At 52.6% G+C, this 14,908-nt stretch carries 17 protein-coding genes and 1 pseudogene; 9 read left to right on the plus strand and 9 right to left on the minus strand.

Translation table 11 applies throughout. The features are described 5' to 3' along the window. Positions 1-177: 177 nt before the first annotated feature. Positions 178-699 (plus strand): hypothetical protein, encoded by a 522-nt coding sequence (locus tag F1593_RS21810; protein WP_149403681.1) that lies wholly within the window; start codon positions 178-180, stop codon positions 697-699. 256 nt (positions 700-955) lie between these two features. Continuing rightward, positions 956-1,447 (plus strand): annotated as a pseudogene (locus F1593_RS21815) (SDR family NAD(P)-dependent oxidoreductase); the annotation flags it as partial. Between the two features lie 17 nt (positions 1,448-1,464). On the opposite strand, the gene F1593_RS21820 reads toward F1593_RS21815, so the two are convergent. Continuing rightward, positions 1,465-2,364, minus strand: coding sequence for an MmyB family transcriptional regulator (locus F1593_RS21820; RefSeq protein ID WP_149403682.1), 900 nt, complete (start codon positions 2,362-2,364; stop codon positions 1,465-1,467). 272 nt (positions 2,365-2,636) lie between these two features. Here F1593_RS21820 and F1593_RS21825 point away from each other — a divergent pair, with 272 nt between their 5' ends. Continuing rightward, a complete protein-coding gene (locus F1593_RS21825; RefSeq protein WP_149403683.1) occupies positions 2,637-3,560 on the plus strand; it encodes an LLM class flavin-dependent oxidoreductase in 924 nt (307 codons plus the stop codon). Between the two features lie 203 nt (positions 3,561-3,763). Here F1593_RS21825 and F1593_RS21830 read toward each other — a convergent pair whose 3' ends face one another. The 5 genes from F1593_RS21830 to F1593_RS21850 all read right to left on the minus strand — a co-directional run bounded on the left by F1593_RS21830 (position 3,764) and on the right by F1593_RS21850 (position 7,831). Continuing rightward, positions 3,764-4,738: an LLM class flavin-dependent oxidoreductase gene (locus F1593_RS21830; RefSeq protein ID WP_149403684.1), complete on the minus strand. Its 975-nt coding sequence runs from the start codon at positions 4,736-4,738 to the stop codon at positions 3,764-3,766. Between the two features lie 67 nt (positions 4,739-4,805). Next, positions 4,806-5,270 (minus strand): MarR family winged helix-turn-helix transcriptional regulator, encoded by a 465-nt coding sequence (locus F1593_RS21835; protein ID WP_149403685.1) that lies wholly within the window; start codon positions 5,268-5,270, stop codon positions 4,806-4,808. Positions 5,271-5,364: 94 nt separating this feature from the next. After that, a complete protein-coding gene (locus F1593_RS21840) occupies positions 5,365-6,009 on the minus strand; it encodes a TetR/AcrR family transcriptional regulator (RefSeq protein WP_149403686.1) in 645 nt (214 codons plus the stop codon). A 3-nt stretch (positions 6,010-6,012) separates the two neighbouring features. Then, positions 6,013-6,240 carry a DUF2798 domain-containing protein gene (locus F1593_RS21845; protein WP_503826831.1) on the minus strand — a complete coding sequence of 76 codons (228 nt, stop codon included), beginning with the start codon at positions 6,238-6,240 and terminating at the stop codon, positions 6,013-6,015. 127 nt (positions 6,241-6,367) lie between these two features. Continuing rightward, the gene (locus F1593_RS21850; protein WP_149403688.1) at positions 6,368-7,831 is read right to left on the minus strand and encodes an HlyD family secretion protein; all 1,464 of its coding nucleotides are present in this window, start codon (positions 7,829-7,831) and stop codon (positions 6,368-6,370) included. A gap of 258 nt (positions 7,832-8,089) precedes the next feature. Here F1593_RS21850 and F1593_RS21855 point away from each other — a divergent pair, with 258 nt between their 5' ends. The 3 genes from F1593_RS21855 (at position 8,090) to F1593_RS21865 (ending at position 10,807) form a co-directional block, all read left to right on the plus strand. Continuing rightward, entirely contained in the window at positions 8,090-8,665 is a 576-nt protein-coding gene (locus tag F1593_RS21855; protein WP_172632339.1) for a GNAT family N-acetyltransferase, read from the plus strand. A gap of 283 nt (positions 8,666-8,948) precedes the next feature. Beyond that, a complete protein-coding gene (locus F1593_RS21860) occupies positions 8,949-9,776 on the plus strand; it encodes a DUF2382 domain-containing protein (protein WP_149403690.1) in 828 nt (275 codons plus the stop codon). Positions 9,777-10,474: 698 nt separating this feature from the next. Continuing rightward, a complete protein-coding gene (locus tag F1593_RS21865) occupies positions 10,475-10,807 on the plus strand; it encodes a hypothetical protein (RefSeq protein ID WP_149403691.1) in 333 nt (110 codons plus the stop codon). A gap of 176 nt (positions 10,808-10,983) precedes the next feature. On the opposite strand, the gene F1593_RS21870 is transcribed toward F1593_RS21865, so the two are convergent. Then, a complete protein-coding gene (locus F1593_RS21870) occupies positions 10,984-11,607 on the minus strand; it encodes a nitroreductase family protein (RefSeq protein WP_216368957.1) in 624 nt (207 codons plus the stop codon). Positions 11,608-11,812: 205 nt separating this feature from the next. Here F1593_RS21870 and F1593_RS28535 point away from each other — a divergent pair, with 205 nt between their 5' ends. Beyond that, positions 11,813-11,983 (plus strand): hypothetical protein, encoded by a 171-nt coding sequence (locus tag F1593_RS28535; RefSeq protein WP_172632340.1) that lies wholly within the window; start codon positions 11,813-11,815, stop codon positions 11,981-11,983. Positions 11,984-12,019: 36 nt separating this feature from the next. On the opposite strand, the gene F1593_RS21875 is transcribed toward F1593_RS28535, so the two are convergent. Beyond that, positions 12,020-13,237, minus strand: a complete 1,218-nt coding sequence (locus tag F1593_RS21875; protein WP_149403692.1) for a glycosyltransferase — start codon at positions 13,235-13,237, stop codon at positions 12,020-12,022. Between the two features lie 138 nt (positions 13,238-13,375). Between F1593_RS21875 and F1593_RS28540 the strand changes: the two genes are divergently transcribed. Beyond that, positions 13,376-13,516, plus strand: coding sequence for a hypothetical protein (locus tag F1593_RS28540; protein WP_172632341.1), 141 nt, complete (start codon positions 13,376-13,378; stop codon positions 13,514-13,516). Positions 13,517-13,554: 38 nt separating this feature from the next. Continuing rightward, complete coding sequence (locus F1593_RS21880; RefSeq protein ID WP_149403693.1) at positions 13,555-14,127, plus strand: hypothetical protein; 573 nt, start codon at positions 13,555-13,557, stop codon at positions 14,125-14,127. Between the two features lie 145 nt (positions 14,128-14,272). Here the strand turns inward: F1593_RS21880 and F1593_RS21885 are convergent, their stop codons facing one another. Further along, positions 14,273-14,908: an RICIN domain-containing protein gene (locus F1593_RS21885; RefSeq protein ID WP_149403694.1), complete on the minus strand. Its 636-nt coding sequence runs from the start codon at positions 14,906-14,908 to the stop codon at positions 14,273-14,275.

Here is a 14,908-nt window from a genome sequence, read left to right on the forward strand (position 1 = left end):
GTGTGAGACCGAAGCGGGAGGGCTGATTCAAAGGTTCCCGTGCTCTGGCAACTGGCGATGAAGCAGGAACAACTGACCGCTCTGGCGTGTCTTGCACACGTTTGAGTATGAGAAAGGTAGCAGTATGGTATACTAGGGGCAGAGGAATGCTGTGAGAAAGGAGAGACTGAATCCATTATGACAACCATTGATGCACCCAGGACTACCCCAACGATACACACGCTAGCTCAGATTTTTTCTGAGATCGAGCGCCAGGTACCGGGGGCACCGTGGGTTCCTTTGGGAAATTTCCAAATGGACTTTTTTCGCAACTATTCAGAACATCAAGCAAGCCTGCTTGCCGATCCGATTCAGGAACAGCCGCACAAGCCGGGTCCTGAAGCAACAGAGCAAGAACGAGAACTATATCAATGGGCTGTTTTTTGCGCGGCTAGCGCTGAATATCTCGCCCATACCTATGGGCTGGAGGTTCCAACGTGGGCTAATGATCCTGCCTATAGCTGTCTCGATGATGCCTGGTACTTCGCCCCTATGGCCTACGAGGTGGAGAGTGTGAAGGAGCGAGAGATCGCCACCACACCAGTAGAGTTTGCCCGACGCAACATCTTTTGCGGAGCCAAGATCCACGTCGATAAACATGCCGAAGCCCAGAAGTTTATCGAACGCAAGCGCCTCAAGCGCCTACGAAAAACCGCATAGGATAACATTAGGCCTACAGCCAACAAAAGAAAAAGTAAGCAATACGCAGCTCCTTCGGGAGCGCGTTTTTTTATGTTCACTTCGATTAACGATCCCTAATAGAGGTCACAAGATTACGGCGGGCAAAACATACGCTAAGCCCGCCGTAATCTTGTGCTGGACACTGTCAGAACGCCGCCTTGTTTCCCACTTCCTTTTTTTGAGGGAGATCCAAAACCTCTTGACTTAGAGCGCTCTAAGTTCTTTATACTACACGGTTCTTCCACATTTACGGGCGCAAGGTGGCGGTCGCATTATTCAACTTTCCGCCTCTGGCGGTCAGTTCGCTGGCTCCGGTGCTTCCCTCTATCACGCCAGCAAGTGGGGGATTGAAGGCTTTATGGAAGCGGTGATGCAGGAAGTCGCGCCCTTCAATATCGGAGTCACCATCGTCGAGCCGGGCGGGGCGCGCACCGCGTTCGGGTTGGGCAGCTTACAACTCGGCGCGAAGCTGGAAGCGTACGAAGGCACCCCGGCAGGAATGCTCCGTCATATTCTTCAAGATACGTCGCGTCTTTCGATTGGTGATCCCAGCAAAATGGTCACGATCATGATCGACAGCGTTGACCAGAAGCCAGCACCACAGCGGATCGTACTTGGCAGTGACTCTTTTACCGCAATCCAAAGGGCGTTGACGGAGCGTCTGGCGGTGGTTGAAGCGCAGCATGTACATCCAAAGAAAAATATGAGTCATCCTGATTCGGGATGACTCATATCAGTTAAAAATCACAACAAGAAAGAGGCAAACACAGCGCGTGTCGCCTCATCGTCTGGCAAAAGCGCCGCGACCGCCGGAGAGGTCCTGCCGCTGATGGCGATCTGCATATAGCGTAGACGTATGGGAACCAGCTCGCCTGTTATCGCCGTGCGTGCAAGCATGTGCTTTACCGGTGCCACCTCCTGTCTGCTGGCGATTCGCGCCTTCTCCCAGTAGTTGCGAAAGCCTGGAAGCTCACACCACTCACGAATGTACTGCTGATACCAGGGCTCGTACTGCGAGAGTGCGTTCTGCCGCATGAAAAGTTGAAAACAAAAAAGCGCGTGTTGCTGCCAGAGTGCGCGCGCCTCTGCACTCATCGTCGAACGCCTGCAAATATCCGGGTGCAAGAGGAAATGAGGCGTCGTACGCTGCTGTGGTGGAATCGTAGCGAGCGGCGGCAGCCCAAAGAGGTGCAGAAAGAGTTCATTGGCAGCATGCACCTGGAACGTGTGCGTGACTACAGCAGCCGGATAGGGTAATGTGACCATAATCTGTTGCGCATACTCCAGGGCGCGCTGCAAATCGGCGCTCTCCCACTCAGGCTGTTCGGGCACATATTGTGCGGCCAGTAGCAGTTCGTTGCGCTCACTAAGACTGCACTCAAGATAGTCAGCAATCTGCATCAGCATCGCACGTTCCGGCAAACGCCGGGAGCGCCCTATGAGCCAGTTTTTATAGGTCGGGCAGGCTTCGTCGTTGAGTTCTTGTTGTGTAAAACGCTTCAACTGTAGATGGCGCTGCTCGCGATACTGCTCCTGACGCCTGATGCGCACCGCCTCAATGGCCACCAGAAGCTGCTGCAATACATGCGCGTGCTCTCTGGAGAGCGCATCATCCTCTCTCTTCTCAGGAATATGTAATGACATTGTTCCCTCATTCAACCTAAGATTGATCCCCGGGTGCAGAGTCGCACGCCAGGTGTAGTTCTACTCTTGGTACAACATCCGTTTGTGTCTATACTATTCCCAGAAAGTGAGGTTGCTCCAGGCGACGGCTTTGCATGGTCCCGCCTGACAACAGTCCGCAGCAGGCGCTTTCGCCACCCATTTGAGTAATAGATGGCATATATATACCAGAGGTAGCATGTTAAATTTCAAGGCGACAAGAAAAGGCATTTAAAAGGGGAGAGAAAGATTCTATGGCACAGATTCAATTTGGTTTTAACCCCATGGCCATCGGCAACCTGGGTTCTTCACAGCACGAGCATCTCAATCAGCTCCGTGCCGCGCTTGACACAATTGTAGGACACTTTGATGGTGTCTGGCTCCCTGATCACGTTCAGTTTGGTACAACTCCAATTCTGGAAAATTGGACGACGTTGACTTATCTCGCGGGAATGCGCCCAGAATTACGCTATGGACATCTCGTGCTCAACCAGCTCTTTCGCAATCCTGCTTTGCTGGCGAAGATGGCAGCTACGTTTCAATATATGAGCCAGGGTCATTTTATTCTGGGTATCGGCGCTGGCTGGGCCGAGGAAGAGGCAAGAGCCTATAACCGTCCCTTTCCACCAGCCGGGCAGCGAATCAGCGAACTGGAAGAGCAGTTGCAGATCATCAATGCATTGTGGCGTGAAGAGAGCGTCACTTTTGAGGGCAAGTATCACCAGGTACACAACGCGAAGTGTCTGCCTCGTCCTGAGCCGCTTCCTCCCATACTTATCGCCGGCGTTCAGCCGCGTATGCTGCGCCTCGTTGTTCGCTACGCTGATTGGTGGAATACAACAGCTACGACCTTAGATAAGGCCAGAGAGCAGTTGAAGGCTCTGGATGCCGCCTGTGAAGAGATAGGACGTGACCCAAAGACGCTGCGCCGCACCTTACTGGTGAAATGCTATTGTGCTCCAACAGAGCAAAAGTTGGACGAAAATCTGGTAAAGCTGCAGGAGCCCATTGGCATGCACATTACAGGAACGCCTGCACAGATTGTAGAACAGCTGCAGCCGTGTATTGAAATGGGCTTTGATTATTATATCATCGTGGCCAGAGACTTTCCTCGTGAGCTTACCACGCTGGAGCTATTAGCTCACGAGGTGCTACCTGCCCTGAATAAAGCACACTGACATACTTCCCCTTCGGCGTCAGTAGAGGTAATATACGTGTGGAATGAGTTTTCCTGTTCCAGGCAGAGCCTGGAACAGGAAAACTCATTCCATGATTCCTCTCCCTTGCTATCTCTGTCGGTTTGTCTCGACAAGTTAACGCCTAAACGCCTATGGGAACCATCCCATCTCTTCCCGTCTCTCTCGCGTGTGTCTAACAAAAGCTAAGCGATGAACTCCTGTGCGAAGCGCCGGATCATATCGAGGTTCAGTGGCTCAGGAAACCTGAAGAGCAATTCCTGTGCGCCTGCTTCCTCGTACTCTATGATACGTTTGCGAATCGTCGCGGGACTGCCAACCAGCGCGGAGAAGCTCATAAAGGGTCTTAATCCCTCAGGAACTTTTGCCAGAGCCTGCTCATCAGTATCTCCAAGAATACAGACCAGCCCCACGGTGCGATGAATACTCTGATAGTTGCGCTCGGCAGTCTCACAATGCCGTTTCAGTACTGCCAACTTGTGCTCAATCGTGGCGGGATCGCCAGATAAGTTACAGGCATCCCCATACAGAGCCACCTGTTTAAGCGTGACCTTCTCGCCGCTGCCAGCAATCAGCAAGGGGATATGAGGCTGTTGCACCCCTTTGGGCTGATTGATTGCTCCTTTTACCTGATAATATGTTCCTTCAAATGTGGCCTTCTCCTGAGTCCACATGGCGAGGAGAATTTGAACTGCTTCGTCTAATTGGGCAGAGAGAACAGGGAACGTTGGATAGTCGTTGCCGTAGTACGCATGAAACTGAGGAGCATGGGTAGGGCTACCTGCCCCGATTCCTAATGTGAGCCGACCATGACTTATGACATCAACCGTACTCGCCATTTTCGCGAGCAGTGCTGGATGGCGAAAGACATTGTTGGTGACCATCTGACCAATGCGCACATGACTGGTATCACGTGCCAGTGCTGCCGTCGTCATCCAACACTCAAAGAGAAACTCTTCCCAAGGTTGTGTCGTTTCAATAGCACTCCCAAGCCAATTATCAGGCCACAACCGATCAGAAACCCAGACCGTATCAAAGCCTACTTCCTCAGCTGTCAGAGCAACGTTCGTCATCGTTTCATAGGCTTCTATCGGATCTTTGATTCCCACCAGTTCATTAACTATACCATTGGGTACTGCTACACCAAATTTCATGGACATAAATCTATCCTCCATTTTATTCATACCTGCACTGTACATATATGAACTATAGGACAAAAAAATGAGATTAAGCCCAGGCCTTTTCCAGGCGACTTAAAAGTATGATAAGTTGATCTCGCTCCTCCTGACTAAAGTAGGTACCTAGTTCTTGCACAACCTGACGCTCAAGTTGTGACGCAGCCTCAAAGCGGCGGTGTCCCTCTTGTGTGATTTGTGCTAGTACCCGTCGTCGATCAGCAGGATCAAAGACGCGCTCAACGAGTCCTTCAGCCGCCAGACGATCGACCATCTGAGTCACATTTGAACGCACGCTGTGCAACTTTTCGGCTATCAGTCCCAATGGTAGAGGCTCTCCAGCCATGATGAGATGTTGGAGCACCTGATGCTGCGCACACGTCAAACCGATTGGTTGCAACAACGGGTTGATGTGTGCTTCAGTTGTTTTCTCGGTTCGATACAGCAGACCAAGGAGACGCAAGATCTTTTCGTCTATCCCGTCAATTTTTTCGTTCACATGTGAAGTATATGGCATCGACGCCTACCGTGTCAACCCCCCCTGCTAGAAATGGATGCATTTGATGGTTTTATCGAGATGGGCTTGCATGGATCGAGTTCCAAGAACCATGTCAGGGTCTGGGTCTGAGCAGGAGTTCAAGTTGTTCCAGGCAGCGGGTGATGTCGTCGGGCTGCGCGTCTAGCTGCAGGGTGATCCCTTTGACGAAGGCGATGATCATGCGTGCCGTACTTTGTAGCTCAAGATCTTTCCGAATCGTGCCTTCCTGCATGCCGGTATCCAGGATGTTAATGAGATATGCTTCCCAGAGTGCGTCCGTTTTTACAATCAGACGGTGGATGCGCTCGTCGCGTCCGGCACGTAAAAAGAGTTCACACATCGCACGGAACAACAACGCGTCCTCAGGAATACGCCGTTGCAGTTCCGCAGTATAACGCTGAAAAAGAGAGAGTGACGTTTCCCCATCTTGCGCCTGGGGATATAACGTCGTATTTGCGCTCAGGTTCAAGCCAACAATATATTCAGCTACGTCTTTAATCAAGGCCTCTTTCGTCGGAAAATAATAATGAATGGTCGCTTGATTAATACCAACCACAGCAGCAACCCTGCGTAAGCGCAATCCTTCAAATCCTTTTTCAGCGATCTCAGCATAAGCGGCCCGTACAAGCGCCAGACGCCGTTCATCATTGTCAACGGTGTGAGAAGATCGTGGTACCGTAGAAAGCTGGCTTCCGTCATCGATTGGCTGCGTCATCATTATCTAATCCTCCTGAATAATGCACTTACTCACAATCACCCGTACCACAGGAACAGCCACTATTGCCACTGGAATGGATATGGCGATCCCGATCAGCGTGTTGGTTATCAACATCATAGCAAAAGCAGGCGTGAAACCCATACTGATCAATGTTAACACAAATGAGGCCGGAATTGTCATAACAATCGAGATAAAAATTCCCAACAGAAGAGATTCGTAACAGAGAGACAAAAGAAACAGCTTGAGAAGAGAAGCCAGGAGGAGGATTTACCGAAGGAAGAGCCAGAAAGCCCCGCTCTTTTAAGTAAGGCGAGGCTTTCTGGCTCTTCCCTGTAACACTTCATCTTTAATGAATCTTTTATGGCGAGATGACGACGTTTCCGGTCATACCTGAGAAGAGACCAGAGTCATGGGTACTTTCTGGGGGTATAGAGATGAACACCGGAAATCTGGTATTTGTAGTGTTCGGATAGCCTAATCCGTTGGCAGAAATCTCGTTGACGGTGCCGGTGAGCTTGCGCTTTCCCAGCGCTTTCAGCGTGAAGACGGCAGTTTGTCCAAATTGCACTTTGGAGATATCCGTTTCATCCACGAAACACTGGATCGCGTTGATATGGTCAATGTCAACGAGCTGAATGAAGGTGAGACCGCCATGATCACTCTGGATTTCAAGGCCACCGGAGGGCACAAGATTATTGACCGCGCCAGGCTGTCCACCAATGGAACCGATGATCGCTGTGACGACTGCATCATGCGGGGCGCGTAAGGCGGTAAAGGACAGGAGTTGTTCGGCGATCAGCAGGTTCGCAAGCGAGGTGCGATAAGTGAACTCGGCAGCTGTGAGGGATAAGAATGCGTTGCTGCGATCAGGATTGGCCTGCGCCACCTGGATGCTCGCGGCAGCTTCCGCGATACGTCCCGCTGCCGCGACCAGACTCACATCAGCGTTAGCGAAAGCTTGCTGGAGAGCCGCTTCATCCTTTCGCACGGTCCCCTGCGCTGTTACAACGCTCACACGGGCGGAGGTGGTGGCGACTCTAAAGGCCGCTTCAGCCGCTTGTATACAGCTTTGCAGGGGTGATGGTTGGGACGCGCCATCCGAGCCATTCCCATTGGTGGGGGTCGCGGTGGCGGCGGCGGTCTGACAGGCCTGTAATGCCGAGATCAGGGTCAACCGGGCGGACGCCACTGAGGCTTCAGCGGCCTCGATGACCGCACGCAGGGTATTTCGATCAGCCTGCAAGGTCACGCGGGCAAAACGAATATTCGCCTGCGCCTGCCGGATCAAGGCCTGACGATTGTTTCTCTCCGCCTGCAAGGTTACCCGGGCCAGATGGACCGAGGCGGCAATAAAACGATCTTCGGCCTCCAGATGGATGATTGCGGCCCGCACTTCCTCACGGGCAGCATCCACCGCCACCTGAGCCGCATGGACCTGTGCCACATAGGTATTTAGTCCCAGATGGGAGAGGACCTGGTTTTCCACAACATGCTGCCCAATGGCGACATCAATATCACTGATCACGCCCGTGACGGACGAGCTAAAGACCAGATTAAAGGTTGGAGCTTGCAGAACACCATAGGCATTGATGCCCGGTCCTTGCGTCGGCCTCATCAATTGTCCAGGAAAGCCTATAGCCCAATCCAGCGGCCTGAAGAAGAAGCCCCCCAGCACGATAATCAAGAGGATAAAAGGAATCCAGATAGCATTTTTACGTTGCCGCCATTTCGGCGGTGCCAGCGGTGGATCGCCTGTCAGTAAAGTAGTGTCTTCAACCATTTCTGGTGGCGGGCAGAGTGCCCTGCCAGGTGTTTGTAGCATACGACGATCATCTCCTCATTGAAATACTGCCAACCATGCAAGATGATGACCTCTTGTACGATAGACGTGACAGAAAGATGAGAGAACAAATAAAGGACGCACAGTACGTCATTTCAGCTTTAGTATATAGAAACAGTGAAGCGACCAAGACTGATTAATTATGCAGAAATGAGCTAATCCTGACTGGACGCTTTCTTGATGAAGTCTTTGATCTATGCGATACTGATGAGGAACAAGCGAGAGAAAAGAGGGAATGCTATGTGCGCTAGAAACGCGAATGCCAGACAAGAAATCCAGCATCTGATCCTGAAAAACCAGCAACCGCTCATTGTGCGGCACGCCGAGCCAGGGGATGCCGAGCAGCTCCTGGCCTACTTCGAGCAGATCGCGAACGAGAGCGAAAACATCGGCTTCGGGCCGGGTGAATTCGAGCTGAGCGTCGAGGAAGAACGCAACTATCTCCAGCAAATCGCAGCCACGACAGACAGCTGCTATCTCATCGCCGAAGTTGCCGGTAACATTGCCGGAGTGCTCACTTTCAGCCCTGGCAAACGGCAGCGAACACGGCATGCAGGCGAATTCGGCATCACCGTCATCCAGAAATACTGGAACCTCGGCCTCGGAAACCATCTCCTCACCACCTTCCTGGCCTGGGCGCGGCAAACCGGCACGCTCCGCAAAATCAACCTGCGCGTACGGACCGACAACCTGGCCGCCATTCATCTCTACCAGAAACACGGCTTCCTCCAGGAAGGCATCATCACCCGCGACATGTACCTGCACGATACATTTATCGACGCCTATCTAATGGGCCTCCCCCTCGATCCGCTATAAACATCCTCTACGATTGATATTTGTGCAATTCCCCAAATCCCTGCTGGGGATTGTGAGATTATAGACGAGAGGGTCGTGCGATCAAGAGAGCGCGGACCTTGCGACGCTGCGTGCCGCGCCTACGGCTTCCTATCTATACATCACAACTTGATGGCTTCGGTGGCGTATAGAGAGAATTCCCATCCCAGCAACGGAAGTTCACTAACTATAAGAAGGCGTTGTGGGGTATACTACATTCATGACACTTTCTTTTTAGGCTGAATGTCAATAGAGGAGAAGGATCATGTCAACTGATGAGTCGAGTATGGTGACGGGTATGTTCCGTGACCGCACGCTTGCAGAACAGGCGTTGGACGAGCTTGAAGGTTTGGGCTGGGATCGTAGCGAGATGCGTGTTGTAGGGCATCACTCTGGCGGCGTGCTTCCCTCACTCAAGAAGCTCTTTACCGATCCAGAGACGAATCGGGGGCAACCGGATGCGGCATTTGCCGATCTGGATCTGCCTGAAGATCAGCAGCAAACCTATCAAGAGGATTTGGAGCAGGGTTCGACGCTGGTCGCGGTCGAGCCAAAGGACCGCTATCTTGAGGTGCAGGATCTCCTGCATCGCAATGGTGCTTATCATGTGTTTCTCCCCATGACCCCGGGTGATGATCGCACGATCGAGGTGCGCCAGGAGGTCGCAAAGGTCAACAAACAGGTCGTCAGCGCTGGCGAGATACGCATCCATAAGGAAGTGATTACCGAAAACAAGACCTTTACTGTACCCGTACGACGAGAAATCGTCACGATTGAACGTCTCTCACGCGAGCAGGTAGAGCAGCAGGTGCCCACAATGCATCCTGAGACCAGTAGTAGCCCCAACCTGAATTACCCACAATCCATGCAATCCTCTCAATCCACAGGCACCGCAGATCCGTCCGCAACACCGGAGGATGAGGCGCTACCAGGGGATGGGGCGATCCGGGTGCTGGTGCGTGAAGAGCAGGTCTTGATCTCCAAACAGACGGTCGTCGTAGAAGAGATCCTGATCCGCAAAGAGAGTGTACAGGAGATACACCATTTTGAGGAAACGCTCAAGCATGAAGTGTATTGTTTCCCCTCATCGTGACTCAGGCCGAAGTACCCTCATCGTGCCCGCAGGAGAGAGAGAAAAAGCATGTCTCTTTGTGAAAACGCAGCAGATACGATGAGGGGAAACAATACACCTTTGAAACGCCCTTCGGCGTCTACTTCGCGCTCGTCAATGATCCCGACGGCTACACGATCCTGCTCTCCGCCTGAGCCTTCCAGGCTTCGGAACAAACAAACGATAAAAGAACTGAATGGAGCCATCATCTGCAAAGAGTGATGGCTTTATCCAATAAATACATACAATCGATCATCTCCCCAACGCCAACACACCCTGACACAGAGATGCATTTGGGGAAAATCCCCAACAGAGAAGGCCGCACCTTCACGGTGAGGCTCCGTTTATCGTACGAACTTCTCGCCCCCTGGTGATGGATTCGAACCCGCATGGTAGGTGAGGTACGGCCTACGGGCGCGTGGCTCGTGCGTGATGAGGAAAGCGCACCTCGGCTGCGGCCTTGGCACGCACCTACATCGCTATCCCAACGTTCAGTTCCCTGCTCTGGCATTATTACTGCTTATGGGCGCGATGTCGGTACGTGGGACGGGAAAGTGGGACTCACGTTCGTTCGTGCCGCACCTACGTCTTTATTGGGGATTTTTTATTTTTGGCAGGATATACGTCTATTGATAGTAGAGTAGAGAGTAACCTGTGTAGATGTCAGGAGGATATTTTGTATGGCGTGGGATGCTTTTATGACGGCTCGGGCGGAGTTGCGGCGCACTGATGGCTTTGTGCTGGCACGTCGGATTGCGGCGGGCATCATTGATATGTTTTTGCTTTCTCAGCTCCAGATGTGGATCGATCAGCTCTTTGGGGTCGTTCCAGGTCCGAACAGTATGTCCTATGGATTGTATGGCGGGGGGATGGTGATGGGTTGGAGCGGGGCAGCTGTTGATGTGAGCTGGTTAGTGTTGATTGTGGTGCTGTACTTTTTTGTCAGGGCGGTTGGAAAGTGGCAGATGTGGCGATATCTCCGCGATGACGATAAAGGTGCATTTGCTGCCTGAATAGGAAAAACATAATAATATCTTCACAGTGGGCCTCTTCCAGAATGCCCGGGTCTGGTATCCTCTATTTTAAAACGGTTACTGACACAGAGAAAAATAGTGCCAGGATTTGGGGAAAGCACCTGAAAAGGGGGCCCTGCCCATCCTGGCAACGGAATATGGAGTGTCTGGTCGGGTTAAGCCTGGGCATCCGGGGCGGCTTGCTTCCAGCTTCCTTCGAAGACGAATTCTTCAAGAGGCTTGCGCTCACGGGGGGCCAGTTCGCGCTCGCGCAGGACGGGATGCAGGTCGTCGGCAGAGCCGGGATAGCCAAGGGCGATGACGGTGAGGGCATTATAACCGGCTGGAATATTGAAGAGTTCACGCGCCTTGTCGGCGTCAAATCCGCCCATCTGATGAACAACCAGGCCAAGATCGCCAGCCTGGATGACCAGGTTCTCGACAGCCATGCCCAGGTCGTAGTAGCTGTGGTATTCTCGACCGGCGAAGTCATAGAGTTTGGCGACGGTAATGATTAGAACTGGAGCCTCTTTCGCCCAACCGGCATTATTGGGAACCAGCGTCTCAAGGATACGTGCATGATCCTCGGCATGCTCTTTGACGGCGAAAATAAAGGACCAGGGCTGAAAATTGGCAGCTGAGGCGGCCCAACGCGCAGCCTCAAAGATGCTGTGTAATTTCTGGTGCTCAACAGGCCGGGTCGAAAACGCACGCGGGCTCCAACGCTCACTGATCAGTTCATGGATGGGATGGGCAGCCTCGGCAGGCTTGCGCAATGGGGTAATATTAGTATTGCTCATCTTCGTATTTCCTTTCGCGTTCCATAACAATATATGTATGTACATTGTGTTGACTGATAGGGTGTCTTGTCTGTCCATCTGACCATACGCGTAGAACACGTATATTCTCAGGTCAGACACATCAGATTGTTACACTGCACACCCCGGTCAACAGTGACGCGAACCAATACGATCATCCTTTACATAATCCACAAGGCTCCGTCTCATGGCGCGTAAAGCATCTTCAGCAACAGGTACGGGGACGTTGTGCGTTCTTGAGCCGCGCTATCCACAGCAAGCGCTGACTCAATTCTTTCTTTCTTATACTGTAACCCTGATAGATACAGTTTATCCAATCGAAGGGGAAAAAGTCAAGCATACAATCAAGGCAATCTAGAGTTTGCCGCTACGAGGACGGTATCATTCCCACGTATCAGAGTCGTGTGGAGGTGTGCAGGCGTTGCCGGGAACGATGGCTATGGGTATCCTTGAACTCAGCAATCAGGCGGTGATAGAGGACTTCCCATTGCTCCAAAACTTTGACATAATCATGTTCGGCGATGATTTTTAAGCTTTCGGCCCCCATACGAGCATGCATGGCCTCATCCGTCAGCACTTGATCCATGCGCTGAGCCAGTTCATCACTCGCGCCCGGCTGGAACAGGAACCCATTTTGCTCATGATGGACTAATTCGGGCAGGGCATAGGAATCGGCGGCCAGCACGGGCAGGCCACAGGCCATCGCCTCCATCAGGGCCATACTCTGTAAATCGGCCTCGGAAGGAATGACAAACAGGCGGGCAGAGCGGCGCAGTGGGATCAAATCGGCGTCGCGTACAAAGCCCAGGAAGGTGACACGATCAGCGATCTGGAGTCGTTCAACCTGCGCTCGCAACTCCGCCTCCGCCGGTCCCGTGCTTGCCAGCGCCACATGGGCGGGCGTCTTCATCTTCGCCACGGCATCCAAAAGCACATCAATGCGCTTCTCTGGACTCAGACGATTGATATGAAGGATCACAGGCCGATCCTCGGGCAGGCCCAGGCGACGCAGCACCTCCGGCTCAGGCGGTCCCGGCGCATAATTACTCAGATCGATGCCATTGGAGATCACGCCGGATGGCGCACGTAGTCCATGTTCGAGCAAGAGATTGAGGGCGGTACGCGTGGGAGAGGTCACATACTCGCAGCGATTATAAAATTGGACCAGATAGGAATAGGTAATATCACTCAATGGCTTGCCAAAAATAGGATCGGCCAGCACTTCGCGGCTCAACATATTGCTGGGCACATAATGATTGGTCGCCACCACCGGCTTGCGTAGATTTGCCGCCAGCATCCGGCCAATATTGCCCAGCACAATTGGCGAATGCACATGCACAATATCCGGCTTGCTCTGCTTGATCAACTGGCGAATCGAGGCGAACGGCAAAAAAGGAATGCGTAAATCCTTATAGGTCGGCCACTCAAAGGACGAAAAACGGCTGACAGCCACGCCATTTTCACTGCGCCGGATCGTACGTGCACCATAGCTAGGTGCAATCACCCAGACCTGATGGCCGCGCTTCACAAAACTGGTAGCAAGGCCAAAAGTCACATTGGGTACCCCACCAACCATCGGCGGATACTGGTCCGTTACAATCATAATGCGCATGCTCGCCGCTCACTTTCTCACTAAAAAACAGGTGTTCAATTCTTCCTTAGAGCAGTATTTTAGCACATTTTGCAATTCCAACTCCTGCCTTCTCCAGAGCTTTCAGATAATCACAGAAGAATAAATTTCAAAAGAAAAATGATCATAAGGATCTCTAACCTTATCCTCTCCTTTAAAACGCCAGGCTTCCTGGTTCCGCTGACCCATATGACCCATACGACCCGTACTATGGCCTGTAACGATTGGATGCTACCAGGCGTGATGCTTGTGCAGGCGTAATGCTTGCAGGCTATGTATGTTAAGAAAGGGGCCCGGATATGAAGGAAAGAACTATCGTACGGAGAAGAGGCAGCCCGGCATTAGAGCAGGGAATTGTCTTTGGTATCCTGCTGGGTGTGATTCAGGTCGCGCTCCGTCTGTTGGGTCGGACGGTGCATGATGGGAATGTGCTCTTTGCAATCAGCGTATTCGGCCTGGTGATTGTGCTGTTTATGTATCTGGCGGCGGGCCAGCGGGCAGCTCAGGAGACGGGACGTGTGGGCACAGGCGCGTTCGCAGGCCTGTGGACCGGCATTATTAGTTCCCTGGTTGCTTTTCTTGGCTCACTCCTGCTAGCCATCGCCCATCTCTCCGTCCTGCGTCGAGAAGCCGAGACCATCATCCAGGCCACCACACAAAATCTGCATCCCCCCTTCTCGACCACCGCTGACCAGCTCCTGCTGCGCGCCATCGGTATCGGCGGACTCAACAATCTGATCATCTCCATCTCCGTCGGCCTGCTCCTGGGAGCCATTGGGGGCATTGCCGGCAAAGCCGCCAGCAACCGCCGCAACCAGATCCTACAAGAACAAGCCTACGATAGCGCGCCAGCCGCACCTAAAGCAGGATAACCTATTAAACGTTTTCTCAGGTAAGATGGAGAGATGGAGGTGGTGCCAGGGCCGCACCTCCATCTCTTCGTCATTCTTCGTCATTCTCGTTCTTTGAGCGGTATTGTCCAGGCCGGGTTTTGGGGCGTCTGGTGTGGGTGTGGATCTAGAAGGCGGGAACGAAGCGCCAGCGCTGGTTGTTGGAGGGCGGGAAGTTGCGGGGATACGAGATGATGGGCGCGCCAGCCTCGGTACTGCTTCCGCTGATATCCAGCACATAGCCATTCAAGCGACTGACAATATAGCCCTGTGAAGACACATACCATTTCTGATTGTCAGAAGGTGGGATGTTCTTTGGATAGGCGATAATCCGTGCGCCAGGAGCGGTACTGCCACCGTTAATGTCCAGCACAAAGCCGGTCAACAGGCTGACAATATAGCCATCTCCCGCCAGATACCAGAGCTGGTTATAGGAGAAAGGCGTATTACGGGGATATGCGATTAGCGGGGTAGCAGGCGCGTGGCTACCGCCACTGACGTCCAACACATAGTCATCCAACAAACTGGTAATATAGAAAATACCTACCGGCGCAGCCTGTATCTGATGCACCTTTGAAGTGTCCTGATGCGCCGAAGCTGCCAGCGTCGTAGGGACCATCCCGGCCAGCATGGTAGTCCCGCCCAGTGCGCCAGCCGCCAGCTTCAAAAAGCCAGCCCGCGACAGACTTGCATGCTCAGACTGCCCAATGGTATGGGATACGTTTGATTCTACTGTGGATGTAACATCATCATTATGGCTCAT

This window comes from Dictyobacter arantiisoli (genome assembly GCF_008326305.1).
Taxonomy (GTDB): domain Bacteria; phylum Chloroflexota; class Ktedonobacteria; order Ktedonobacterales; family Ktedonobacteraceae; genus Dictyobacter; species Dictyobacter arantiisoli.

Bases quoted from the DNA above. Each gene is read 5' to 3' on its own strand.
- F1593_RS21850 (WP_149403688.1), bottom strand. From the start codon at position 7,831: ATGCTACAAACACCTGGCAGGGCACTCTGCCCGCCACCAGAAATGGTT.
- F1593_RS28540 (WP_172632341.1), top strand. From the start codon at position 13,376: ATGATCATAAGGATCTCTAACCTTATCCTCTCCTTTAAAACGCCAGGC.
- F1593_RS21865 (WP_149403691.1), top strand. From the start codon at position 10,475: ATGGCGTGGGATGCTTTTATGACGGCTCGGGCGGAGTTGCGGCGCACT.
- F1593_RS21835 (WP_149403685.1), bottom strand. From the start codon at position 5,270: ATGCCATATACTTCACATGTGAACGAAAAAATTGACGGGATAGACGAA.
- F1593_RS21810 (WP_149403681.1), top strand. From the start codon at position 178: ATGACAACCATTGATGCACCCAGGACTACCCCAACGATACACACGCTA.
- F1593_RS21880 (WP_149403693.1), top strand. From the start codon at position 13,555: ATGAAGGAAAGAACTATCGTACGGAGAAGAGGCAGCCCGGCATTAGAG.
- F1593_RS21825 (WP_149403683.1), top strand. From the start codon at position 2,637: ATGGCACAGATTCAATTTGGTTTTAACCCCATGGCCATCGGCAACCTG.
- F1593_RS21840 (WP_149403686.1), bottom strand. From the start codon at position 6,009: ATGATGACGCAGCCAATCGATGACGGAAGCCAGCTTTCTACGGTACCA.
- F1593_RS28535 (WP_172632340.1), top strand. From the start codon at position 11,813: ATGGCGCGTAAAGCATCTTCAGCAACAGGTACGGGGACGTTGTGCGTT.
- F1593_RS21820 (WP_149403682.1), bottom strand. From the start codon at position 2,364: ATGTCATTACATATTCCTGAGAAGAGAGAGGATGATGCGCTCTCCAGA.
- F1593_RS21830 (WP_149403684.1), bottom strand. From the start codon at position 4,738: ATGTCCATGAAATTTGGTGTAGCAGTACCCAATGGTATAGTTAATGAA.
- F1593_RS21860 (WP_149403690.1), top strand. From the start codon at position 8,949: ATGTCAACTGATGAGTCGAGTATGGTGACGGGTATGTTCCGTGACCGC.
- F1593_RS21875 (WP_149403692.1), bottom strand. From the start codon at position 13,237: ATGCGCATTATGATTGTAACGGACCAGTATCCGCCGATGGTTGGTGGG.
- F1593_RS21870 (WP_216368957.1), bottom strand. From the start codon at position 11,607: ATGAGCAATACTAATATTACCCCATTGCGCAAGCCTGCCGAGGCTGCC.
- F1593_RS21885 (WP_149403694.1), bottom strand. From the start codon at position 14,908: ATGAGCCATAATGATGATGTTACATCCACAGTAGAATCAAACGTATCC.
- F1593_RS21855 (WP_172632339.1), top strand. From the start codon at position 8,090: ATGTGCGCTAGAAACGCGAATGCCAGACAAGAAATCCAGCATCTGATC.